Genomic DNA, 23,393 nt, shown 5'->3' on the forward strand with positions numbered 1-23,393 from the left:
CCCTTTACTCTTTGTTTTTTGATTCTGTTCTAATAAAAACCCTTATTTTTTTTATACAACGAAATGTCTGAAAAAACAAGCATTCCGGCTCATATTTCACTTTCAAAATGAAAAAACCACCCACGGTTTCTGCAGATTCTCTGCATCACCGCGGACGGCCTTTTTCTGTTGTTTACTCCACGCTTTTCAGCGATTCAATCATATCAATTTTTCTTAACCGGTAGAACATCATAAAATTGACGAACAGAGCAAACGCCAGGGTAATCAGGCGCTCCAGCCGTAGCTCCGCGGGAACACGTTTCGTCCGAACATCATCATATCGACCTCGACGGTCTGAATTACGCAATGATGTAAAAACGTTCCAATTCCCATGCCCGCGATAACGCCGAACAGTGTCAGCACCATGTTTTCCCGGTACACGTACGATGCCACCTCGCCGTCGAAGAAGCCGAGCACTTTCAGCGTTGCCAGCTCTCTCTGTCGTTCGGTGATGTTGATGTTGTTCAGGTTGTACAGCACCACAAACGCCAACAGGCCCGCCGATACGATCAGCACCACGATGACGATGTCGAGGGAACGAAGCATGTTGTCAATCTGATCAATCAGGTCGGATGTGAACGAGATTGCCGCTACACCGTCGTACGTCATGATTTTTTCTCCGAGTGCTGTCTCATAATTGCCCGACATGTCCTGATATTTCATCAGAAGCTGGTTGTAGTCCGGCGCTCCGCCGAACAGCTCCTCGTAGAGATCCGGGGCCAAATACAGGTAATGGCGCACGTAGTTTTCGACGATGATCGAAATCTTTACGTCCACAATATCATCGCCTTTTTTCAGCTGAACCGTGTCGCCTGCTTTTACGCCGAGCATCGTTGCTGTCTTTTCGCTGATGGCTGCGCCGCCGTCGGTCGGGAATTCGTAAACTTCTCCGCTTTTCCGGTCTCGGAAGGCATAGAAGTCATTGAAATTCGTCAGTTCTTTCGGCACTTCAAGCACTGCATCCACGGTCTTTTTGTCGGTCTGCAGTTCGATGTTCTGGCAGTACATTTCCAGCAGCTCATCGATGCCGCTGTAGTTTTCCAGATCGGTCTGCAATGCTTCTTTTTCGGATTCATCCACATCTGAATTCAGCACAGCATTCGCCTGATAGGTGAAGAGGCTGACGAACTGGTTTTTCGCAATCGCGGTGATGGAATCCTGAAGGCCGAAACCGACGAGGATCAGACCCATGCATCCGCCGATTCCGATAACGGTCATGAAGAATCGTTTTTTATACCGCACCAGATTCCGCACGGTTGATTTCTGCGTAAAGTTCAGATGTTTCCAGAGTACGCCGATGCGTTCCAGGAAAATCCGTTTGCCGTTTTTCGGTGCTTCCGGCCGCATCAGCTCTGCCGGACCTGCGGCGAGTTCTTTGTAGCATGCCGCGATCGTCGCCACGCCGGTGCAGGCTGCACTCGCCAGAATCGCAAGGCCTCCCTGCTCCCAGTTCAGCGGGGTCATGTAATACGGGAGTCCGGTATACAGCATGCCGTAGGCATTCATAATAACCCAGGGCAGGATTTTTTCTCCAACCACCACGCCCGCGAGAGCGCCGGATACGGTGGAGAGCATCGCGTATGCGAAATATTTAAAGGCGATCACGCCGTCGGAATAGCCGAGGGCTTTTAACGTTCCGATCTGCTGACGCTGTTCCTCGATCATTCGTGTCATCGTCGTCAGGCTGACGAGAGCAGCCACGAGGAAGAAGATAACCGGGAAGAATTTTCCGATATTCGAGATACGGCCGGCATCCTGACCGAAGCTCTCAGTTGACGTTACCTTATTCCGTCCCCAGACGTACCACGTTGGTTTTTTCAGGTCTGCGAGTGTTTTCTCACCGTCCGCAATTTCCTGCTTCGCATCCGCGATTTCTGGTTCGGCGTCGGCTTTTGCTTTTTCATATTCGGCTTTGCCGTCCTCAAGTTCCTTTTCTTTATCGGCAATTTCCTGTTTCGCATCCGCAAGGGAGATTTTTCCGTTGGCGATTTCCTGTTTCGCGTCGGCAAGCTGGGTTTCTCCGTCGGCAATCGTCTGCTTGGCTTCGGCGAGCTGACTTTCTCCATCGGCGATCGTCTGCTTTGCTTCTGCTAACTGGGTTTCGCCATCGGCGATCGTCTGTTTCGCGTCGGCGAGCTGACTTTCTCCACTGGAAATTGTCTGCTTTGCAGCGGCAAGCTGGGCCTCACCCGACTGAATCGTCTGTCGGTACGATGCAATCTGCTGTTCCCCATCAGCAAGCTGGGCTCTGGCAGCCGCAAGCTGAGTTTCTCCGTCTTTTAATTTACTGCGGTTCGTCTCAATCTGAGCTTCTCCGTCGGCAATCGCTGCTTTGGCGGATGCAAGCTGGGCTTCGCCATCCTCAATCTGTTTCTGATAAGCTTCTGCCTGTGCTTCTCCATCCTGAAGCTGGGCAAGAGCCTCTGTAATCTGAGCTTCGCCGCTTTCCAGTTCTTCTTTTGCAGAAGCAATCTGTGCCTCGCCTGCGGCGCATTCCTGCTCTTTTTCTGTTAATTGTGCATCTGCAGCGGCAAGCTGACTTTCTGCGTCGGTAATCTGAGCTCTGCAGCCGCAAGCCGGGCTTCCGCATCAGCGCTTGCTGCTTCAAACGCTGCGATGTTTTGTTCCAGAAATGTTTTCTGCTCCTGCATCGTGAAAAGCTGCTGTGCTAACTCTGTCTGTTTTGCTTCCAGCGCAGTTTTCTGTTCCAACAGGGATACATATGCTTCATCTTCCTCTGTCAGTCCGTCAAGCTGAGCCTCAATCACCTCGATCTGACCAGTCACTTCTGTCTGCGCAGCCTCCACCATCGGAAGCTGCCTGGAAATCTGGGCTAACTGATCCCTGGCTGTCTCATACTGACTCTTCTGTTCTTCATACGCTGCCTTCTGCGCTTCATACTGTGTGCGTCCTGCAGCGGTTTCTGCTTTCTTGTTGTCCAGTTCCTCGCGTGCAGCGGAAAGCTGTTCCTTTGCAATATTCAATTCCGTTTCTTTTTTGGAAAGCTGCTCTTTTGCAGTATTCAGCTCCGTCTGCTTCCGAGTCAGTTCGGTTTTTGCCACCGAAAGCTGCGTCATTTTTTCCTCTAACTCTTTTTTGCCGGATGCCAGTTCTGTTTCTTTCTCTGCAAGCTGTGCTTTTCCGTCGGAAAGTTCTTTCGCTTTTGCCTCAAGTGTGGTTTTTCCACTTGCAAGTTCATCGGCTTTCTGATTCAGCTCCGCTTTTCCGCTTTCCAGCTCTGCCGCCTTTGCTTCCAGCGTCGCTTTTCCGCTCGCAAGTTCCGCCTCTTTATCTTTCAGCGTTGCCTTGCCGGATGCCAGTTCCTGCTCTTTATCGGCGATGGTTGCTTTCGCACTGAGAAGTTCCTGCTCTTTGTCTGCAATGGTCTGTTTTCCGTCAAGGAGTTCCTGTTCTTTCTCAGCAATCGTCTGCTTTCCGTCAAGAAGCTCCTGTTCTTTGTCCTTTAACGTCTGTTCGCCGTCGAGAAGTTCCTGCTCTTTGTCCGCAATCGTCACTTTCGCGTCGGCAAGCTGCTGTGCACCGTCATCCAGCTCTGTTTTTGCGTCCGCTAATTTCTGCTCTGCATCAGCGACCTGCTGTTTTGCATCATCAATCTTTTCCTGTCCTTCGGTTTTGACTGCCGTATACCGCCGGTCGCACGCCGCATCCTCGAGCGCTTCAATCTTCGTCTGTACAGCCTTCACCGTCTCATCATACGCATCGCTGTAGCTCGCCTCTTCCTGTGCGCCGTCCGCCTGGACGTAAATCTCTGTATAGAGATCCGAGGTAAATGTCTCCGGAAGCAGCAGTGCAAAACTGTTGATGCTTCCGTTTCCAATCGAGCCCGTTCCCCGGTTCAGATCCATATAATAAGGGAGTGTCGCCGAACCAACAATCGTAAACGTGTCCCCGGTCAGCGAATCTGAGAGCGGATCCTCCGTTCCGGAAGTGAACGTTACCTGATCTCCGATCTCACAGCCGGAACTTTTCAGAAACTGCGTATCAACAAGAATTTCATCCTCTTTCTCCGGCATCCGTCCCTCGACCACGCGCGGCTCATTCACACCGTCCGTCAGCGCAATCAGCTTCACAACCTGCTCGCTCTCGCCGATGTCATGCAGCACTTCCACCGTTTTTCCGCCGTAGACCGCTTTCACGCCATCCGTCTTCGCGATATCCGCCAGATCATCGTCTGTCAGCCCCAGCGTTCCAAGGACTTTCAAATCCATATAATTTACTTCATCATAATACCGGTCCGCCGAAACCTTCATATCTCCTTCCGCCGACCGAATGCCCGAGAAAAACGCCGCGCCAAGAAGCACGATGAAAAAGACTGACAGAAACCGCCCCTTGTTCTTTGTGATTTCCCGGATAAAGTCTTTTCGAAATGCTCTCATCGTCCACCTACCATTCTATCTCTTCCACCGGCGTCGGGTTCTCATTTGTTTTCATTCCCGCCACTTTTCCGTTTCGGATTTTAATCACGCGGTCCGCCATCGGTGTCAGCGCCGAGTTGTGAGTGATGACAATGACCGTCATCCCCTTTTCCCGGCAGGTATCCTGCAGCAGTTTTAAGATCGCTTTTCCCGTCACGTAATCGAGCGCTCCGGTCGGTTCATCGCAGAGCAGCAGTTTCGGATTCTTTGCCAGCGCACGCGCAATCGCCACACGCTGCTGTTCTCCGCCGGAAAGCTGCGCCGGGAAGTTATTCTTTCGCTCTTCCAGCCCAACCTCCGCAAGCACCTCCGACGCATCCAGCGGATGCCGGCAGATCTGCATCGCCAGCTCCACGTTTTCAAGTGCCGTCAGATTCTGCATCAGATTATAAAACTGAAAGACAAATCCAATATCCTCCCGCCGGTACTGGATCAGTTTCTTACCGCGGTATTTGCTGATTTCCGCGCCGTCCACCAGCACCTTTCCGGAAGTCGCCGTGTCCATGCCTCCTAAGATATTCAGAACGGTCGTCTTGCCCGCACCGCTCGGACCGACAACGATCACAAACTCACCTTTTTCCACATCAAAACTGATTCCATCCGCGGCCTTGATGGTGACTTCACCCATTTTGTATGTCTTGGTTACATCCTGAAGACTCACATATCCTGCCATGCTCTTGTGTTCCTCCTATGTAAAATTCAATATCCCTCATTTCTTTTATTGTACCAAGCCGTTGCCGCGGCGGCTAGTCCTAAGAAGGCGAATTTACTGTTTTTTTATAAATATTCCTGGGCAGACCGCATTCTCAGCTTTTGCATTTTTCCATACATTTGCAGAATAAAACAGCCGCTACCGTGCTTGCTGCCGTCGCTGCCAGTGCCGGTCCGACAATGGCCGTTGGATGCACGCTGCCATACTGGCTGCGGTATGCAATCACGTTGACCGGTATCAGCTGCAGGGAAGAAATATTTAAAATCAGAAAGGTGCACATTTCCCGGTTTGCAGTGCCTTTCGGAACAGCAGCCGGGTTTTTGTTTTTCCGCCGTTCCTCTTCCAGCTCTTCGAACTGTTCCATGGCAAGAAGGCCCGGCGGCGTTGCCGCTGCGCCAAGACCGAATACATTACAGATCATATTTGTGGCAGCCGATTGGATGGCCGGGTGATCCGATGGTACCTTTGGAAACAAAAAGCGCATGACCGGTCCCATCTTTTTTACCAGGCTGTCGATCATTCCCGCTTTCCTTGCAATCTCCATCAGCCCGCTCCAAAGGCCCGTCACACCCAGAAGAGAAATTGCCAGCACAACTGCCTCTTTTGAAGCGCGCAGCGCACCGTCTGTCACCTCCGGCAGTTTTCCGCAAAAAGCACCGTAGGCAATGCCAAGAAGAAGCATACCGCTCCAGAGTCTGTTCATGGATTCACCTGCGTTCATCCGTTATCTTTATACGATATGCTTCTTTTCTGTTTTTCATGATATTTTGTTTCAACCCACAGATAAGACGCCGTTGTCACGCCCGCCAGCTTTGTGAACAGCTTTGCCACCGCGGTATCTGTTTTCTGTCATTTCTTTCTTTTGTTCTGTCGTTCACAGCCTCCTGCGCTTCTCTCCATTCCAAAATAAGTTTTGTTTTCCCATAAAATCAATTTTCTTTTAAAAAAATCGGATCATAGGAATCATTAAAAGTTTAATTTATGTTTTCATCTGATTTTTTGTCTAATTTTTATGCCTATTTCATATAGTTTTTCAAATAATAGTATAATAAACACAAATTTTAGCCGGAATCGGATCATTCTATTCCATACCAAAACAACAATCCGATACCCAAAATACAAAAGCGCATCACTTGAAACGCTTGACTTCAGGAGGGAAAATATGAGTGCAAGATTAGTATTAACAGTAAAAGATTCCAATCGAATGGCAAAAGATCTTTCCATGAGCGTCATGGACAAAATGTTTCATCCACTCAAGTACAATAAAATGATGAATTCCAAAGCAAAAATAGGCATCTTTATTGATGACGAAAAAGAAGGAACTTTATATGAGGCATCTAAGACTCCATATGAAATCAGCTTAACTCCTGGCGTTCATCGTATTTCTATGATAGATCCGGCAAAAGACAGCAAAAAAGGGAATGTCAATCTGATGGGGTCCATCATTGGATTTTCTGCAGGCAGCGGCCTCGCAGAACAAATATCCGTCGGCGAAATAGGAAAATCCTTAGCCGGTGCCATGTTTAAAACTGGTGATGGTTACCTGGATCTGGATTTAAAAGACGGAGATATCTTAAAAGTTCAGTGTCAGGCCGGAATTGGCGGAAAAGTATCTATCAAAGTATTAAAATAAGAATTGCCAAAGCATATCATGCAAAGCAATCGGATGACAAGGGAGGCAAAATATTTTTTGCCTCCAACATCATTTTATCAGCAGACACCTGGAGGAAATAAAATATGGACTTTCCTGTTTCGATTCCATGGGAAACTCTTGATCCCGAAATATTACAAAAAGCGATAAATTCAGGTAGTAATTACAGAACCTATTGTGATGAAAAATCATGGGATATTTCTTTTGAAATAGAATTTCTGGAAAAAGAAGAAATCATCTTTCTTCTCCTGGTTGAGCACGGACGCCGCAAAGGCGGAACTTCTGTGCAAAAGACAAATGAACGAACGGAAATTTCCAAATATACAAAAGAAGAACAGGCAAAAATGGTAAATGCTTTTAATCAAAAACTTGATACTTACGAAGCGTGGAACTCTCTGTTTGTCGGACCAACGACAAGTATGTTTGGAAATCATGTGTATGAATCCTATATGGACTATATGTATTCCTGGGATCACTTGGGCGACAGAATTTTTCTGTCCAATTATTATGAACGTCAATTATATTCTGTGCAATCCGATACCCATGTTACAGTAAAAAGCAATCAGGAAGGATATGATTCTATCTATGAGCTGGCGCAGGCAAAGGTAACAGACCATACCTTAGAAGGTATCTGCTGGAATTTTTTCCCGAAGCTCCTGTTTTCCAAGGGAGATCTCGCGGGTGCGCCGTACCATGATGTCTATCATCGTCTGGAAATTCTGACAGATACAGAATATCTGCTTGTTCCGGCGCTGCTTTCACTCAAAGAAAAATATGAAATTACAGCAGTCGCCGGAAATCTGGATTGCCCGCAGATGCATTCTCATGCAATGACACTGAAAGCAGCAGTACAACAAGCTATTTTTAAAAATATCTTTGGAAATCTCTTTCCGGAAAATGGATTTTTGCTACAGAAAGCCCCAAAGAAAATGCTGCTTTCTGCTCAAAAACAGGCAGAGGAATTTTCTGTTGCGTCTATGAATGCCCGAAAATATCCCGAGCTCCTGATGCAGGCAGCTGCAAAAGAAAATTTTCATTGTACAGCCTTTCAGATTCTGCAATTTTCCAACAATCCATATCTGTCGGCCTTTGATAAAACAGATCTTTTCAGAAGATGCATGGCCATCAGTAATCAATCAGAAGAACCGGGAATCTGGAAAGAAACCTATCAGAATCTGCTCCGGGTAATGATCTGCAAAATAACTTTGGAGGAATCTCAGTTCAGCGATCCGGAGAGCATCAAAGAATTACAGGATTTTACAGAACACCAGCAAGAAAAGCTGGAACAGGAAATGCAGTTAAAAATCCCAAAAGAAAAAACTGCTGAAATTTTATTGATGAATGAACTGAAATGTATGCTGGCATGCATTTCCGTCGTAACAGCAGAAAAAATACAGGGACACAAATGCACCGAATTGGCCGAGAAGAGCTGGCGTCTGGCAGAAAGTATCGAATATATATGGAATGCAGAAATTCTAAATCCACAAATCAGAGAAACTGTGTCCAAAGCATTCATCCGCATTTGTATCGGATGTGGATCTATGTATCTTCAGAATGTACAGGAAGAACATATAAATCCCGAGCAGATCCAGGAAGCAGCGGAAGAAATCTCATTACTTCTGTATCATTACAGCGATCTTTTGCTTCCGGAAGAAATGCCGGTCTATCAAATCCCTATCTATCAAACGCTCCAAATTGCAAATATGAGACTGGAGCGAAAGGAAAATGCATTGTACTATGCCCAAAAAGGAGTTGTATTGTGTGATCTGTTTTCTGCTGGTCAGAATGCGCAATTAAATGGTCTCATTCAGGATTCAAAAAACATGTTTCAGCAATATATCAATCAAAATGTACCTGCTGCATCCCGCCCGGCAAAAAAGAAGGGGCTTTTCTCCCGGCTCTTCCAGAGATAGCAGGAGAAAAGCTGTCCCGAAAGAATCCTTTATTTTCCTGGAAGCGCGGTTTATAAGGTGCCTCCATATTCCACAATCATGTTTCGAATAATATCCAGCGTCTCCTCCTGTGACCATGCCATGTTTCCATTCTCCAGAAACTGGCAAAATTCATATAGTTTTTGTGAGAAGCCGGATTCTTTTAAAATGTAATATTGCAATCCATGACTTGTATTGTTCCAAAATGCAATTCCATTATGAACATTAGAGCTACATACAATGGAGATATGTTTCGGCAGCTGGACGAAATTTTCTTTTACACAAATGCAGGAATGAGGTGTGTGCAGCATATATTGATAATAACTTTTCAACAGCCACAGGCGCATCGCAGGATCAAGAGGCTTATAAAGCATATCCGGATAGCCTGCAATGCGTCCCTGCTCCATTAATTGTCGTAAGCCAGATATGCAGAAAATATGTACCATACTTTCCGTTTCCATGTGCCGGATCCGCTGAAAGAGAGAAGATAAGAGCTGTTCTTTTTCCACTCCATCCAGGATGATCTGCTGTTTCAGTACATTTAACGGAATCAGATGCAGAAGACATGGTGAATATTCAATATAATAGTTATGCGTTACATAACCTTCATTCATCATAACATTGACATCTTTTACATAAGCATTTAAATCAGAGCAAAACAACATTTCCTTTGCTATTTTTCTTTCCTGAATAAAGGAATTCTTCAGTAATTGTATTTGTTGCGCATCTCTGAGAATAATTCCTTTCGCCGTATGAAAATTGATTCCAATTGCAATATGGTCTGTGATCAGCCAGTTGGGAAGTAAGCCTGCTTTTTTCGCCTCGGACTCAGCAGAAGAAACGTAATAATAAAATGGTTTGTAGTTTTCATAGTTCATCGCCGGTTTCAGACTGCATATTTTCCGAAGGTTATCCAGTGTATTTTCCGTTGTCTGATTCTGCAGCAAAGGAAAAAGATGCTCTAATCTGCGATAGGGCACTTCATGAATAATCTGAACAAGATATCGTAAATGTTCCAGTGAAATTTCCGGAGTACATAAGCAAATCGTGGAATCGGAAGCATTTATCATTGCTTTTCGAATACACGCATAAATTGCAAAGATATTGTCCAGCGTCATATCCGTATCCGGAATTTCTGAAACACTTGGAGAAACAGAGACTTGAGGAAATTCAACCACATCCTGCTGGATAATACGGATCAGTTCTTCCATACATTGCCACTGGCTCTTTCCCATTTTTTCCTGGCGATAAAGGAACAGGAGATCTGCTCTTGTATTTCCGGTGCATTCCATCGCATCAAGAAGACAGGTCAGGCGCTCTTCTTCTTTTGGAATACGTTTTCCTTTACTCATTTTAGAAATGTAATCCAGCTGCATACCACTGGCCTCAGACAGATAATATAAAGTTTTTCCTGTATTTTTTATTTCCTTTTCAAGCCTTTGTGAAAAATCGCTCATGTAGTATCAAAGTTCCTTTCCGGACAACAGCAAATATCCGATGGCTTGGGCAGAATGCTGTTTTCCTGTCGACATTGATCTAATTATACAGGAAAAAGCCAAAATACGCAAAAATTTTTTCACACAAATTCATCTGCTTTTTCTGCAAAAAAGCTTTATATCATTTATAACATTACGAAGGAGAAAACTAATATGCTTTTCATCGCTATCCTAATCTTAATCTTTTTGATGTATCGATTTTTTACCTTTCGTGCCGAAATGGTTTTTACTATGTCCTTAATTGCCCCGATCATGATCGTAATCGGTGCCTGCTATTTACCTGGAAAATATCATGAAGCCGGAATTTTTCTTCTGGTTATCGGTGCATTTATGCTGGCCGTTGTTCTGCTTATCTGCCGCCTCACTGCACGGGGTGTTGAAAAAGGACTGCGGCTGGAGTATTACAAAAATCTGATTATTTATGGCGCCCTCAAATTTTTACAGAACCTTTCTAAAGCGACGATTGTTTTTAGCTTTCTGGCCGCTTCACTGGGTGCCTTCTCTATGGACTACAAAGAAAGACTGGATACCAAAGGAAGAAAAATTTATGTAGATGATAACCTGCGTGACCCGGAAGGCAACCAGTATGAAGAAGTAGAAAAGTAAAAAAAGCAGGCACGAATCACCTTTTTCGGGAATCGTGCCTGTTTTTTTACGTATGCATCAATTTCAAAAATTCATTCTCCGGCATTTCAACACCAAATAGTGTCTTCATCATCTGAAGAAATACATCATGGGTTTCTTTTTGAGCGTTCAGACAGGCCATGATGACCGACAGTTTATCATCCTCTTTCCTCTTGCTGCATTACTTTTTGTTTCCCCTTACGCTGTTTTTACTATAGCATATTTTTCTCCTGTTTGCACCTACCTACAGGACTGCTACTAGCTACTCTCTCAAGATGCAGCGTATCAAAAAGGGAGCTTCCGCTTCACGAATTTTTATTCGTTAAAAGTGTATCATTGTGAAACGCTCGTTGCGTCCGCCAGAGGAAGCCTGCGGATCTGCCCGGAAGAAGTCTCCTGTGACTATTTTGACTGGTGCGGGGGAAAACTTTCCGCGATCAACCAGTACCATGGCGAATACATGGCGCAGTACAACTGGGCTGAGTTTACCAACGGGGAGCTGAACTGGGGGAGAGGCCGATAAGAAATTCACACAAATCTGACTATTTATGATATACTGAATGAAATGCTCTTAGTTCTGAATTCTTTTATGCTCCGGCACAGATCTTTCGGGACGAAATTTTACTTTTCTATGTCGAAATCCACCATTTTTTCGACATACGAAGAAAGGAACGTTATGAAAATTATTTTTATCCGCCACGGCGAACCAAATTATGAAATTGATTCTCTGACCGAAAAAGGCTGGCGCGAGGCCGAGCTGCTTTCGAAACGCACAGCAAAATGGAATGTCACCGATTTTTACTGTTCTCCGCTTGGCCGTGCGAAAGATACGGCTTCTTTTACGCTGAAAAATGCGGGCCGTGAAGCTGAAATTCTCCCATGGCTGCGGGAATTTGATGCACCCGTCCTGGACCCGGAGACTGGAAAACGCCGGATTCCATGGGATTTTCTGCCGGATGTGCTCGATGCAAACCGGGATCTCTATGACCAGGATCTCTGGACGAAAAATCCGATTATGCAGACCGGAAACATGGACGAGAATTACCATTTTGTGACCGACGGACTCGATGCACTGCTTGCGCGCTACGGCTATGTACGCGACGGTTACCGCTATCACGCTTCGGATGAAACAAACCGCGAAGCCGTCATCGTCTGCTTCTGCCATCTCGGCGTCACCTGTGTGGCACTGTCGCATCTGCTGAATATGACGCCGGTACAGCTCTGGCAGGGCATGTTCCTGGCACCGACTTCCGTCACAATCGTCGGAAGCGAGGAACGCAAGCCGGGTGAAGTATACTTCCGCTGCCAGACCGTCGGCGATGTCCATCATCTGCTTTCCGCGGGCGAACCGGTTTCGTACTATGGAGCCTTTAATGATCCATTTCAGTTTTAAAAATCACAAAAAGGAGTCTTTTATCATGAATGAAGCAAAATTTCAGGCAAAATTAAGAGAATATGCAAAGCTGATCGTAAAAATCGGCGCAAATGTACAGAAAGGACAGCGTGTCCGCCTCCAGGCCGGCGTCGATCAGGTTCTGCTTACCCAGATGGTGACAGAGGAGTGCTATCAGGCGGGCGCAAGCTATGTGGAAGTGATCTGGGAATGCGGTGAGATCAACAAAATGCATTATCAGTATGCCACCGCAGAAACGCTTGGCGCGGTTCCGCACTGGGAAGAAGAGCGTTTCAAACAGATGACGGTTGATCTGCCGGTTCGCATTTTCATCGACTCCTCCGATCCGGACGAGCTCGCCGGCATTCCTGCGGACCTGCTCTCCACCGTTCGTCAGATGCGTGGAAAGGTCATTAAAAAATACCGTGACCAGCTCGATGGAAAGCATCAGTGGCTGATCGTTGCCGCCGCTTCTCCAAAATGGGCAGAAAAAGTATTCCCGGGCGAGCCGGAGGATATTGCTGTTGAAAAACTGTGGGATGCTATTTTCGACTGTGTTTACTTAAAAGACGGCGAAGATGCAGAAAGGATCTGGCAGGCACACTGCGACCTCATGACCCAGAAAGCCAGCTGGCTGAATGAGCAGGCATTCCACAAGCTGCATTACACCAGCAAAAACGGTACGGATTTCACCGTTGAGCTGATTCCGGGCGCAAAATGGAGCGGCGCCGGTGATATCAACCATATGAACAACACCTTCTACGTTCCAAACATGCCGACCGAAGAAGTCTTCACCAGCCCGATGAGAGGAAAATGTGAAGGCCGTCTCGTTTCCACAAAACCTTTAAGCTGGTCGGGACAGATCATCAACAACTTTACCGTCGATTTCAAGGATGGAAAAGTCGTTGACTGCCACGCAGAGCAGGGCGAAGAGGTTTTGAAAAAAATGTTCGCCATGGACGACGGTGCTTCAATGCTCGGCGAGGTTGCACTCGTTCCGAAAGAATCTCCGATTAACCAGTCCGGGCTGATGTTCTTTAATACCCTTTTCGATGAAAACGCATGCTGCCACGTTGCCGCTGGCGCCGGTTTCCCTGAGGTGCTCGATGGATTTCTGGAGATGAGCAACGAGGAAATTCTGGAAAAAGGTGTGAATGATTCTCTAATCCACGTTGACTTTATGGTTGGATCGGATGACCTGCACATCGTAGGTATCCACGAAGATGGAAGCGAAACCGATATTTTTGTAAATGGTACCTGGGCAGAGTAAATCTGCTGTTTTTCGCAATAGAAGCAGGGGACTTCCTTTATTTAGTCAAAAAAACAGACCCGGGGCAATCTACCGTTTTTTGTAGACTGCCCCGGGTTCTGTTTTTGAAAAAAATCAGTTTCCAGACTTCCCTTTTCTCATATAAGGATTTCGATACAGCGAAATCACAAGTTCTGCTGCCATGAAGCACCAGATGATCGGTTCGCACCAGATCACGGCACTGTAGTGGTAGCGCGGGATAAACACCATCGCAAAAATAATTTTTCCGAAAAGCTCAATAAAACTCGACAGCAGCGGAAGAATCTTTTCTCCGAGTGCCTGCAGTGCAAGGCGGCTGCAGTTGACGAGGCCGAGCGCAAAGAAGAACGGAATGGCTACACGAAGGTAGCGGGCTCCGTTTCCGAGGACGGTCGGGTCGGAAGATCCGGAAATCAGATGAACCATCGTCGGTGCAAGCGGAGTGACAAGGAGAATCAGGCATGCGGTCACGCTGAAGCAGAAAATATAAGCATAGCGAATGCCTTTCCGCACGCGCTCCCTGTTGTCCGCGCCGCGGTTCTGTGCCACATACGTGTTGACTGCCTGTGCCATCGAGGAAAGCGGCATCATCGAGAAGGAAAACAGCTTTCTCGCAGCTGTATGTCCCGCAATTGTTTCATAGCCAAGGCTGTTGATGCCCGGCTGCAGGACAATCGAACCGACATAGATAATACTGCTCATAAATCCCATCGAAAATCCCTGTGCCAGAAGCTCCATGTACAGTCCGCGATCCGGTTCAAAATGACGTTTTTCCGGAAGCAGAATTTTTGCTTTGGTAACAATATAAATCAGGCAGAGCACGACGGAAATTCCCTGCGCAATCACGGTTGCAATTGCAGCACCGCGAACACCCATGCCGAAAGAACGGATAAACAGCAAATCCAGTACAATGTTTACCAACGATGAAATAATCAGGAAAACAAGCGGCATAAAGCTGTTTCCGATTGCTCCCAACAGGCCGGAGCACAGGTTGTAGGCAAACATGACAAACAGAAAAACGGATAGAATTGAAATGTAGCTGTAGGATTCTTCGAGGATTTCTGCCGGTGTTTTCAGCAGCCGCAACAGCGGATGCATGAAAATCGTTGCAAGAACGGTGACCACCAGTGTAACGGTAATACCAATAACGATACAGGATGCAACGGATTTTTTCATCCGTTCCGTCTCCTGTCTTCCAAAGCATCGCGCCGTGACGATCGCGAGCCCGTTTCCGACGCCGAACGTAAATCCGGTCATCATTTCATAGATCGACGAGCAGGCACCCATAGCTGCAATCGACGAATCGCCGAGTGTATGGCCGACAATCAGTGTGTCCATCGTGTTGTAAATCTGCTGAAATACACGGGATGCCATGATCGGAAGTGCAAAAAGAAGCAGAGATTTCAGAATCGAGCCGTGAAGCAGATCAACCCGGGAACTCCGCTGGGTTTGTGACTGTGACATAAAAAATTTCCTCCCTCAAAAATACTTCATTATTCCTATTATAACAGACGGGAGTAGCTACCGGACAAGGAATATCTCCAAATCTGTAAAACAAATACAATAACACAAAATTTTACAGATTTTCATACTTCTTCCTCTCTTTCCTTCTCTTAGAGCGTGTCGTTATTCTTTTCCCAGTAAATACTGATAAATATCTCTCTTCGTCACCCCGCGGTCTTTTGCGACGAGTTTCATGGCTTCTTTCCGCGCAATTCCCTGGTCTTCATACCGTTTCATATGTTCCTCAATCGAAATTTCCTCAAACGCAGCCTTCGCCTCGTCCTCGATTTCTTTCTGGCTTCTGCCTTCGATCACAAGAACGCATTCGCCCTTCGGATCTTCCTGCTCGTAGCGGGTAATGGCATCTTCTATTGTGGTCTGCCATGCTGTCTCATGCTTTTTCGTCAGTTCCCGACACAGTGTCAGGCGGCGGTTGCCAAGGATTTCCAGCAGTTCCCGCAGCGTTTTCAGCAGATGATGCGGCGCCTCGTACACGATCATGGTTCGTGTCTCGTTTTTCAGCCGCTCCAGCGCCAGTTTATGTTCTTTTTTATCCGGCGGAAGAAACGCTTCAAACACAAATCTTCTCGTCGAAAGTCCCGACAGCGTCAGTGCCGTTACACACGCACACGCCCCCGGCAGACTCGTCACTTCGATTCCGGCTTCGTATGCCATTTTCACCAGCTCCTCCCCCGGGTCTGAGATTCCCGGTGTTCCGGCATCGGTGATAAGGGCAATGTTCGTTCCCGCCAGCAGCTTCTGCACCAGCTCGCGGCCCTTGTCGTATTTGTTGTATTCATGGTAACTCGTCATCGGCGTATGAATCTCAAAATGGTTCAGCAGCTTAATGCTGTTTCTCGTATCCTCCGCCGCGATCAGATCGACCTCCTGCAGAATGCGGATTGCACGGAAGGTCATGTCCTCCAGATTTCCAATTGGTGTTGCACACAAATATAATTTTCCTGCCATGTTCTTATCTCCCGTCTCCATATAATTCCCGGATGTCCTTTGTATACACGCCCGGCGTCTCATACACAATCAGCGGTTTCTCCACGGTAATTCTCGGATTCCCGCCTTTCATCGCCTCGATCAGCACCATGTTCGGCTCCTTGTCCACAAACGGATAAACGAGCTGCATCCTTTTTGGTTCCAGATGATATTTTTTCAGCGTCGAAAAAATCTCCGCCAGCCGGAACGGCCGGTGCACCAGATAGAACCGTCCTTTCGTCTTTAAAACCGCCGATGCCTCTTTCGCAATATCATCAAACGAGCACAGCACCTCATGCCGCGCAATCGTCTTCGCCTCAAGCGCATTCGTCAGCCCGTGCTGCCCCGTCATGTACGGCGGATTGCACGTTACCACATCAAACACTTCTTTTCCAAACTGCTGCGATGCCGTCTTCACATCTCCCTGGAAAATCTCAACATCATTTTCCAGATGATTGTACCGCACACTCCGCTGTGCCATCTCGGCACTGTACTCCTGAATTTCCAGCCCGGAAAAATGCTCTCCGTTTGTCTTCGCCTTCAGCAGAATCGGCACAATTCCCGATCCCGTGCAGAAATCCATCGCCCGCTCCCCGCGCTTCACCTTCGCGTAGGACGCCAGCAGCACCGCGTCAATGCCATAGCAGAAAAGGGATGGATTTTGTATCATCCAGTAACCGTTCTGCAGATCATCGAGCCGCTCACCCGGCTTCAAAAATTCTTCTTTTCTATCCAATGAAAATCCCTCCTCCTGCTGACCGCCCAGCGCCGCATCACACAAAAAGAAGCGTCAGTTTTACCCGGCGCTTACTTTTTTCAAAATGCATTCCAAATCAATCTTATTCCGGCTGTTTTGCCTCTTCCGAAGAAGCCTGCTCCCCGGAGCTGTTTCTGTCTTTTTTCTTCTCTTTGCCTTTTTCCTTCTTATGCTTCGGCTTGAACTTGAGCTCTTCCACCGGGCACTCCCGCATTTCCTTCTCATCGTTCACATCCACCAGCACTTTTACGAGCTGACGAAGCACATTCACACCGGAAACCTCACCTTTCATGCCGTCCGGCAGCGTTACGATATCGCCGACACCCGGCAGCTTGCGGTTCAGGTATTCATAGGTTTCCTGCTCGTTTTTCAGGCAACACATCAGTCGTCCGCAGACACCCGAAATCTTCGTCGGGTTCAGGGACAGGTTCTGCTCTTTTGCCATCTTGATCGAAACCGGTGCAAACTCGGACAGATACGTATGGCAGCAAAGCGGTCTGCCGCAGATGCCGATTCCGCCGAGGATCTTTGTCTCATCGCGGACACCGATCTGGCGAAGCTCGATTCTCGTCTTAAAGACAGCCGCCAGATCCTTTACCAGCTCACGGAAATCAATTCTTCCGTCGGCGGTAAAGTAAAACAGCATCTTGTTATTGTCAAACGTATACTCTGCATCGATCAGCTTCATCTCCAGGTTGTGCGCCCGGATCTTCTTCTGGCAGATTTCAAACGCTTCTTTTTCTTTCTTGCGGTTGCTCTCCTCCCGCGCATCATCCTTCGGCGTTGCAATGCGGATGACTTCTTTCAACGGCTGGATCACCTTGGAATCGTCAACTTCTTTTGGCCCCAGCACAACGAAACCATACTCTACGCCGCGCGCCGTCTCAACGATAACGTGGTCGCCCACGCAGATGTCCAGCTCTCTCGGCGAGAAATAATATACTTTTCCTACGTTTCGAAAACGTACTCCTATAATTGTTATCATGTTATCAGTTTTCCTTCATTGTCAGGAACATAAGCTCCATGGTTAAATCAAAATTAACATTCGCGTTCAGGCGGGCTCTCGCCTTCTGAATCGCCTCTATAATCTTCTCCAGGCCTTCGTATGAGCTCTTATTTGCTCTCTCACGGATTCCATTCAGCTCCTGCTTGAACACAAGGGAATCGACCTCTTTTGTCGCCTTAAAGAGCAGAACATCGCGGAACCATAAAGAAAAGATATCGAAATAATCATCAATATTGTCTTTTTCGGCCGTCAGTTTTTTGATCGTCTCCACGATTTCATACAGCGGCATACTGTCGGCGTACTTTGCCATGCGGAGTGCATTTTCCAGCGTCTCCTCGTATTCCGGAGAACGGGCAATCCGCTCTGCTTTTCCGATATTTCCCTGCGCCAGGGACGCATCAACCTCTGCCTGGTAATCCGGCACATGCATTTCGTTCATCAGATAATCTTTCACAAGCTGGTCTCCCACTGGTTTTAAATTTAACTGCACGCAGCGTGACGAAATCGTCGGAAGCAGCGCATCCGGGTTGTCTGCCAGAAGCATGACAACTGCGTAGGCCGGCGGCTCCTCGATCGTCTTCAGCAGCGCGTTCTGCGCCTGAAGTGTCAGCTTCTGCGCCTCGTCGATGATATAAATCTTGTACGGACTGCTGTACGGCTTGATCATCACATCGTTAATGAGCTGCCCGCGGATTTCATCGATGCTGATGGTGTTCGGCTTTTCATGCTTCACATAAATGATATCCGGATGATTCTGGCTCTGTGCCTTTTTACAGGACGGGCATTCCATACAGGGCTCGACCCCGTGCTTCTCGCACTGAAGCGTCATCGCAAACAGTGAAGCCATCATTTTCTTTCCCGATCCACTCTCTCCGCCAAAAAGATAAGCATGAGATACTTTATTCATCGAAATGGCATTCTGTAAATGCGTTATGATTTCCTGATGTCCTACAACCTTCTGAAAACCCTGCATAAAATCACCCCCTGGAGTTCTTTTGTATTTCTTACTAATACTGCATTAAGTATATCACAACTTTTTCTGTTGTTCCACAAAATTCTGAATTTCGAAAAAACAGTCTTCCGGCGTAGAATTATTGGAAAATCTGCGGACAATTCCAGCTTCCGCAATTTTCTCCTCCGTAAAATCCTCACAGTCCGCCAGGAATCTCCGGCACATCTCCGCGTATTTCGGCTCTGTCTGTTTTCTTTCCCGTTCCAGTGCCCGCGAAAGCCGCAGCCCGTCGTCCACCTCGACATACAGCGGAACCATCGCCTGCTCCCCGAAGTATGCCTTTAATTTCAGATACGATTCCAGTGTCCCGATTCCGAGATAATCATGCTTCGCAAGATCAATCTGCCCGTCATCCGCCGTAAAATAATACCACGGCCCCTGCACCGTCGAATACATGCGCTCCTCGATAATCTTTCCGGCCTCCCGCAGTTCCGAAAGCCGTTTTTCATCCACAAAGAAATACTCTCTTCCGTCCTGCTCCCCGCTCCGGATCGGCCGTGTTGTATACAGGACAAACGGTTTTAAATCCAGCGCCGTCTCCTGGATCAGATTCTCATAAATATGATCTTTCCCTGACGCACTTTTTCCCATCAGATAGTAAATTTTTCCCATTTTATCTCTCCCCGAAACACAGATTCTTTATGCCTTAAACCGATATCCAACGCCCCAGATCGTCTCGATATACTGCGGCTTTGCCGTATTAAACTCTATTTTTTCACGAATCTTCTTGATATGCACCGTAACCGTCGCAATATCTCCGATGGACTCCATATCCCAGATCTCACGGAACAGCTCTTCTTTCGTGAAAACGCGGTTCGGATTCTCCGCAAGGAAGGTCAGCAGATCGAACTCTTTCGTTGTAAACTGCTTCTCCTCTCCGTTCACCCACACACGGCGTGCCGTCTTGTCAATCTTGATGCCGCGGATCTCCACAACATCATTCTCTTTCTTGCCGTTTCCGACCAGACGGTCGTACCGTGCCAGATGCGCTTTCACGCGCGCAACCAGCTCACTCGGAGAAAATGGCTTCGTCATATAATCATCCGCACCAAGGCCGAGTCCGCGGATTTTGTCGATATCATCCTTCTTTGCCGAAACCATGATAATCGGAATATCTTTCTTCTCACGCACCTCACGGCAGATCTCAAAGCCATCCACCTCCGGCAGCATCAGATCCAGGATCAGCAGATCGAAATCCTCCTTGACCGCCCGTACAAGACCGGTGTCTCCCTGGTTTTCAATCTCCACCTCAAAGCCCGAAAGCTCGAGATAATCTTTCTCCAGATCTGCAATGGATTCCTCATCCTCAACAATCAGTATTTTACTCATGAAACAGGTACCTCCTGATATTTTCTTAATACAAAGTACATCGTGGTTCCCACGCCTTCTTTGCTGGTGGCCCACACTTTTCCGCCGTGGTCTTCAAGAATCTTCTTCACGATGGAAAGACCAATTCCGCTGCCGCCTCTCGTGCTGTTGCGGGACGCGTCGGTACGATAAAAGCGATCGAAAATCTTCGTCAGATCCTTCGTCGCAATTCCCTTTCCGTTGTCCTCAATCTCCACCTGCACAAAATCTCCGACATCACGCAGACGGATGTTGATGACCTTATGGCTCTTGTCCATATATTTGATGGAATTGCTTACAATGTTATTGATGACACGCTTGATCTGCTCCGCATCCGCGATGACGATCGGGTCGTCCTCGAGATAATTAAAGTATGTCAGATCCACATGCTGCGCGTCAAGCTCCAGATTCAGTTCCTCCACGCAGTCATCAAAATAATCCGCAATGTGAATCTTCGAAAACGTATACGGAATGCGGTTCGTGTCAATCTTGGAATAAAACGTCAGCTCATTGATCAGACGGTCCATCTCATTCGCTTTGTTGTAAATGGTGCGGATGTAGCGGTCCATCTTCTCCGGCGTATTTGCCACACCGTCCATGATTCCCTCGACATAACCCTTGACCGCGGTAATCGGTGTTTTCAGATCATGCGAAATGTTGCTGATCAGCTCTTTATTCTCTTTGTCAAACTCGACTTTTTCCTCCGCCGTCTCTTTCAGCCGGATACGCATCTCCTCAAAGTCCTCGCAGAGGTCATTAATCTCCGCCACGCCGCACGGTTCAACAGTGAAATCCAGATTTCCGTCTTTGATATTCTGTGTCGCCTTTTTCAGCTGCTCGAGTGGTCCGATCACACCGCGGTAAATCCAGAAGCTCAGGCCCAGACTGGTGAGCACCAGAATCAGCACAATCACGATGCCTAGCTCTTTTACCATGCCCGTAATCTGCGGCGCAATCTGGTCTGTCTTGGTGACGATAAACGCACTGCATTCTTTTCCGTCCGAGTTCTCATAGTCCACCTGTTTGACCATCCACTGTTTTTCATTGCGGAAATAAACGCCGCCCTTCAAATTGGCCCCCGGGTCACCGTATTTCGGCAGCTCATTTTCCAGCTCCTCCGACGACAGCTCCTCCGAGCCATTGTAAATGATAACACCATCCTCGCGCACCGCGATAAACGACTGTTTTTTCTGCAGTCTTGCATTCAGAACAGAGAGATAATTCGTTTCTTCCAGCTTTGCCGTATCCGATTTCGCGGTATCCTCTACTTCGTCGTACTCTTCTGATGTCATCGCATTCAGCAGCAGGGTGTTGTTCGAAATCGTCCGGTATGTTGCGTTCGCAAGACCGTATTTTTCACCGATAATCTTTGCTTTATACCCTACAAAAAAGTAAAACGTCAAGGCACACATCACGATCGGAACCAGTATGATGATGAAAAAAGAAATGATTACTCTCGTCCTTAATTTCATGCTTTTCTTCTTTTTTTCCATATAAGATCCACCTGTTTTCCAACACATATTTCGTACTTTTGCGCACAAAAAATCCCCAGTACGCAGTCTAAATTTATTATAGCACAACGCCTGAGGATTTTTCATTAACTTAGATGAATCTTTCTAAACTTTCTATAAACAGAAAAGCCTGAAATTAGAGGTATTTCTTCAGGTCTTCTACTTTGTCCAGTTTCTCCCACGGCAGATCCAGATCGTTTCTTCCGAAGTGGCCGTAAGCGGAAGTCTGTTTGTAGATCGGACGGCGCAGATCCAGCATTTTGATGATTCCGGCCGGGCGAAGATCAAAGTTCTCGCGAACGATATCGGTCAGTTTGTTGTCGGAGAGTTTTCCTGTGCCGTAGCTGTCGATCATGATAGAGGTCGGATGAGCGACACCGATTGCGTAGGAAAGCTGGACCTCGCATTTGTCGGCAAGACCTGCTGCTACGATATTCTTTGCTACGTAACGTGCTGCATAAGCTGCAGAACGGTCTACCTTTGTACAGTCTTTTCCGGAGAAAGCTCCGCCGCCGTGACGAGCGTATCCGCCGTAGGTGTCTACGATGATCTTACGTCCGGTGAGGCCGGAATCTCCATGAGGTCCGCCGATTACAAAACGGCCGGTCGGGTTGATGAAGAACTTGGTGTGCTCATCTACCATGTCTGCCGGAATGATTTCGTCGAATACGTATTTTTTGATATCCTCATGAATCTGCTCCTGGGATACTTCCGGATCATGCTGAGTGGAAAGAACAACCGCATCAAGACGGAACGGTTTGCCGTTCTCATCGTACTCTACGGTTACCTGTGTTTTTCCGTCCGGACGCAGGTAACTTAAAGTACCGTCTTTGCGGACTTTGGTCAGCTGGCGAGCCAGTTTGTGTGCCATGTAGATCGGGTATGGCATGTACTCTTCGGTCTCGTTGGTTGCGAATCCGAACATCATTCCCTGATCTCCTGCTCCAATGGCATCGATCTCCTCATCGCTCATATTGTTCTCTTTTGCTTCGAGCGCTTTGTCTACACCCATAGCGATATCGGTGGACTGTTTGTCAATTGCAGTTACAACAGCGCAGGTATCTGCGTCAAATCCGTATTTTGCACGGTCGTAGCCGATTTCGCGAACGGTATCACGTACAACCTGCTGGAAATCAATGTGTGCGTTGGATGTAATCTCACCCATTACCATAACGTATCCTGTTGTAGTACAGGTTTCGCAAGCTACACGGCTCATCGGATCCTGCTCAAGCAGCGCATCCAGAATCGCGTCAGAAATGGCATCACAGATTTTGTCCGGATGTCCTTCGGTTACAGACTCAGAAGTAAACAGTCTTTTTTCCATTCTCGTTCTCCTTTTTTTCTTCTCTTCTCTTTTGATCTTCTATAAGATCTCTGAACAATAAAAAAGATCCGCAAGCGAAGCGGACCTGAATAGTAATGTTCAAATCCCCTTATTGTTCGAAAATTTCGCTCAGGCTGGCACCTTCCCGTACAGACCATTCTGTCTGGGGGTTGCCGTGGTTTCACAGATCCTATGTATCTCCACCACTCTGAATAAGAGAAAAGCAACTGAATTTTTGATTTTGTTTTTTGTTCCTCTGATACACTATCGCAAAATACGTCATTCGTCAAGAGGAAATGAAAGGAATTGAGACATTTTCTTAGAAGTGTCGGACTCAAACCGCCAAAATCCCGGAAAATACACTGCCCCGGAGCTT

The 23,393-nt window shown here is 47.2% G+C and carries 20 protein-coding genes and 1 riboswitch; of the genes, 6 read left to right on the top strand and 14 right to left on the bottom strand.

Annotated features, from left to right (window positions below):
* Positions 1-264: 264 nt before the first annotated feature.
* The 4 genes from DXA93_RS19740 to DXA93_RS08635 all read right to left on the bottom strand — a co-directional run bounded on the left by DXA93_RS19740 (position 265) and on the right by DXA93_RS08635 (position 5,890).
* Positions 265-2,595: an FtsX-like permease family protein gene (locus tag DXA93_RS19740; RefSeq protein WP_330427307.1), complete on the bottom strand. Its 2,331-nt coding sequence runs from the start codon at positions 2,593-2,595 to the stop codon at positions 265-267.
* Positions 2,550-4,436, bottom strand: a complete 1,887-nt coding sequence (locus tag DXA93_RS08625; protein ID WP_119208083.1) for a hypothetical protein — start codon at positions 4,434-4,436, stop codon at positions 2,550-2,552. Before DXA93_RS08625 ends, DXA93_RS19740 begins: the two co-directional genes overlap by 46 nt.
* Positions 4,437-4,443: 7 nt before the next feature.
* Complete coding sequence (locus DXA93_RS08630) at positions 4,444-5,148, bottom strand: ABC transporter ATP-binding protein (protein ID WP_118666949.1); 705 nt, start codon at positions 5,146-5,148, stop codon at positions 4,444-4,446.
* A 133-nt stretch (positions 5,149-5,281) separates the two neighbouring features.
* Entirely contained in the window at positions 5,282-5,890 is a 609-nt protein-coding gene (locus DXA93_RS08635) for a nucleoside recognition domain-containing protein (protein WP_055267272.1), read from the bottom strand.
* Between the two features lie 459 nt (positions 5,891-6,349).
* Here DXA93_RS08635 and DXA93_RS08640 point away from each other — a divergent pair, with 459 nt between their 5' ends.
* Entirely contained in the window at positions 6,350-6,820 is a 471-nt protein-coding gene (locus DXA93_RS08640) for a hypothetical protein (protein ID WP_117510709.1), read from the top strand.
* Between the two features lie 302 nt (positions 6,821-7,122).
* The gene (locus DXA93_RS08645) at positions 7,123-8,751 is read left to right on the top strand and encodes a hypothetical protein (protein ID WP_147397736.1); all 1,629 of its coding nucleotides are present in this window, start codon (positions 7,123-7,125) and stop codon (positions 8,749-8,751) included.
* Positions 8,752-8,801: 50 nt separating this feature from the next.
* On the opposite strand, the gene DXA93_RS08650 is transcribed toward DXA93_RS08645, so the two are convergent.
* On the bottom strand, positions 8,802-10,145 hold the full coding sequence (locus DXA93_RS08650; protein ID WP_147399537.1) for a hypothetical protein: 1,344 nt from the start codon (positions 10,143-10,145) through the stop codon (positions 8,802-8,804).
* Positions 10,146-10,496: 351 nt separating this feature from the next.
* Here DXA93_RS08650 and DXA93_RS08655 point away from each other — a divergent pair, with 351 nt between their 5' ends.
* The 4 genes from DXA93_RS08655 (at position 10,497) to DXA93_RS08670 (ending at position 13,552) form a co-directional block, all read left to right on the top strand.
* A complete protein-coding gene (locus DXA93_RS08655) occupies positions 10,497-10,871 on the top strand; it encodes a hypothetical protein (protein ID WP_147341994.1) in 375 nt (124 codons plus the stop codon).
* A gap of 346 nt (positions 10,872-11,217) precedes the next feature.
* Positions 11,218-11,412 carry a hypothetical protein gene (locus tag DXA93_RS08660; protein ID WP_119208087.1) on the top strand — a complete coding sequence of 65 codons (195 nt, stop codon included), beginning with the start codon at positions 11,218-11,220 and terminating at the stop codon, positions 11,410-11,412.
* Between the two features lie 153 nt (positions 11,413-11,565).
* A complete protein-coding gene (locus DXA93_RS08665; RefSeq protein ID WP_118666953.1) occupies positions 11,566-12,282 on the top strand; it encodes a histidine phosphatase family protein in 717 nt (238 codons plus the stop codon).
* Between the two features lie 25 nt (positions 12,283-12,307).
* Positions 12,308-13,552 (top strand): aminopeptidase, encoded by a 1,245-nt coding sequence (locus tag DXA93_RS08670; RefSeq protein ID WP_119208101.1) that lies wholly within the window; start codon positions 12,308-12,310, stop codon positions 13,550-13,552.
* 114 nt (positions 13,553-13,666) lie between these two features.
* On the opposite strand, the gene DXA93_RS08675 is transcribed toward DXA93_RS08670, so the two are convergent.
* The 9 genes from DXA93_RS08675 to metK form a co-directional block, all read right to left on the bottom strand.
* On the bottom strand, positions 13,667-15,034 hold the full coding sequence (locus DXA93_RS08675; protein WP_119208089.1) for an MATE family efflux transporter: 1,368 nt from the start codon (positions 15,032-15,034) through the stop codon (positions 13,667-13,669).
* Positions 15,035-15,196: 162 nt separating this feature from the next.
* A complete protein-coding gene (gene rsmI / locus DXA93_RS08680) occupies positions 15,197-16,042 on the bottom strand; it encodes a 16S rRNA (cytidine(1402)-2'-O)-methyltransferase (protein WP_055226013.1) in 846 nt (281 codons plus the stop codon).
* A gap of 4 nt (positions 16,043-16,046) precedes the next feature.
* Positions 16,047-16,730 (bottom strand): tRNA1(Val) (adenine(37)-N6)-methyltransferase, encoded by a 684-nt coding sequence (locus tag DXA93_RS08685; RefSeq protein WP_055226320.1) that lies wholly within the window; start codon positions 16,728-16,730, stop codon positions 16,047-16,049.
* Positions 16,731-16,899: 169 nt separating this feature from the next.
* Complete coding sequence (locus DXA93_RS08690) at positions 16,900-17,802, bottom strand: PSP1 domain-containing protein (protein ID WP_055226011.1); 903 nt, start codon at positions 17,800-17,802, stop codon at positions 16,900-16,902.
* A gap of 4 nt (positions 17,803-17,806) precedes the next feature.
* Positions 17,807-18,796, bottom strand: coding sequence for a DNA polymerase III subunit delta' (gene holB, locus DXA93_RS08695; RefSeq protein WP_117762179.1), 990 nt, complete (start codon positions 18,794-18,796; stop codon positions 17,807-17,809).
* 54 nt (positions 18,797-18,850) lie between these two features.
* Positions 18,851-19,447, bottom strand: a complete 597-nt coding sequence (locus tag DXA93_RS08700) for a guanylate kinase (RefSeq protein ID WP_117762178.1) — start codon at positions 19,445-19,447, stop codon at positions 18,851-18,853.
* A gap of 27 nt (positions 19,448-19,474) precedes the next feature.
* Positions 19,475-20,164, bottom strand: a complete 690-nt coding sequence (locus DXA93_RS08705) for a response regulator transcription factor (RefSeq protein WP_022461272.1) — start codon at positions 20,162-20,164, stop codon at positions 19,475-19,477.
* Positions 20,161-21,654 (bottom strand): sensor histidine kinase, encoded by a 1,494-nt coding sequence (locus tag DXA93_RS08710; RefSeq protein ID WP_117510729.1) that lies wholly within the window; start codon positions 21,652-21,654, stop codon positions 20,161-20,163. The genes DXA93_RS08705 and DXA93_RS08710 overlap by 4 nt, the downstream gene beginning before the upstream one ends.
* Positions 21,655-21,829: 175 nt before the next feature.
* Positions 21,830-23,017 carry a methionine adenosyltransferase gene (metK, locus tag DXA93_RS08715; protein WP_117510700.1) on the bottom strand — a complete coding sequence of 396 codons (1,188 nt, stop codon included), beginning with the start codon at positions 23,015-23,017 and terminating at the stop codon, positions 21,830-21,832.
* A gap of 106 nt (positions 23,018-23,123) precedes the next feature.
* A riboswitch (SAM riboswitch) is annotated at positions 23,124-23,236 on the bottom strand.
* Positions 23,237-23,393 lie beyond the last annotated feature (157 nt).

Origin of the sequence: Blautia sp. OF09-25XD (assembly GCF_003482095.1) — a bacterium.
GTDB lineage: Bacteria > Bacillota > Clostridia > Lachnospirales > Lachnospiraceae > Fusicatenibacter > Fusicatenibacter saccharivorans.

What these genes read in the sequence shown, in the direction of transcription:
- DXA93_RS08625 (WP_119208083.1), bottom strand. Translation starts at nt 4,436, where the DNA reads ATGAGAGCATTTCGAAAAGACTTTATCCGGGAAATCACAAAGAACAAG.
- DXA93_RS08630 (WP_118666949.1), bottom strand. Translation starts at nt 5,148, where the DNA reads ATGGCAGGATATGTGAGTCTTCAGGATGTAACCAAGACATACAAAATG.
- DXA93_RS08635 (WP_055267272.1), bottom strand. Translation starts at nt 5,890, where the DNA reads ATGAACAGACTCTGGAGCGGTATGCTTCTTCTTGGCATTGCCTACGGT.
- DXA93_RS08640 (WP_117510709.1), top strand. Translation starts at nt 6,350, where the DNA reads ATGAGTGCAAGATTAGTATTAACAGTAAAAGATTCCAATCGAATGGCA.
- DXA93_RS08650 (WP_147399537.1), bottom strand. Translation starts at nt 10,145, where the DNA reads ATGCAGCTGGATTACATTTCTAAAATGAGTAAAGGAAAACGTATTCCA.
- DXA93_RS08655 (WP_147341994.1), top strand. Translation starts at nt 10,497, where the DNA reads ATGTCCTTAATTGCCCCGATCATGATCGTAATCGGTGCCTGCTATTTA.
- DXA93_RS08665 (WP_118666953.1), top strand. Translation starts at nt 11,566, where the DNA reads ATGAAAATTATTTTTATCCGCCACGGCGAACCAAATTATGAAATTGAT.
- DXA93_RS08670 (WP_119208101.1), top strand. Translation starts at nt 12,308, where the DNA reads ATGAATGAAGCAAAATTTCAGGCAAAATTAAGAGAATATGCAAAGCTG.
- DXA93_RS08675 (WP_119208089.1), bottom strand. Translation starts at nt 15,034, where the DNA reads ATGTCACAGTCACAAACCCAGCGGAGTTCCCGGGTTGATCTGCTTCAC.
- rsmI (WP_055226013.1), bottom strand. Translation starts at nt 16,042, where the DNA reads ATGGCAGGAAAATTATATTTGTGTGCAACACCAATTGGAAATCTGGAG.
- DXA93_RS08685 (WP_055226320.1), bottom strand. Translation starts at nt 16,730, where the DNA reads ATGATACAAAATCCATCCCTTTTCTGCTATGGCATTGACGCGGTGCTG.
- DXA93_RS08690 (WP_055226011.1), bottom strand. Translation starts at nt 17,802, where the DNA reads ATGATAACAATTATAGGAGTACGTTTTCGAAACGTAGGAAAAGTATAT.
- holB (WP_117762179.1), bottom strand. Translation starts at nt 18,796, where the DNA reads ATGCAGGGTTTTCAGAAGGTTGTAGGACATCAGGAAATCATAACGCAT.
- DXA93_RS08700 (WP_117762178.1), bottom strand. Translation starts at nt 19,447, where the DNA reads ATGGGAAAAATTTACTATCTGATGGGAAAAAGTGCGTCAGGGAAAGAT.
- DXA93_RS08705 (WP_022461272.1), bottom strand. Translation starts at nt 20,164, where the DNA reads ATGAGTAAAATACTGATTGTTGAGGATGAGGAATCCATTGCAGATCTG.
- DXA93_RS08710 (WP_117510729.1), bottom strand. Translation starts at nt 21,654, where the DNA reads ATGAAATTAAGGACGAGAGTAATCATTTCTTTTTTCATCATCATACTG.
- metK (WP_117510700.1), bottom strand. Translation starts at nt 23,017, where the DNA reads ATGGAAAAAAGACTGTTTACTTCTGAGTCTGTAACCGAAGGACATCCG.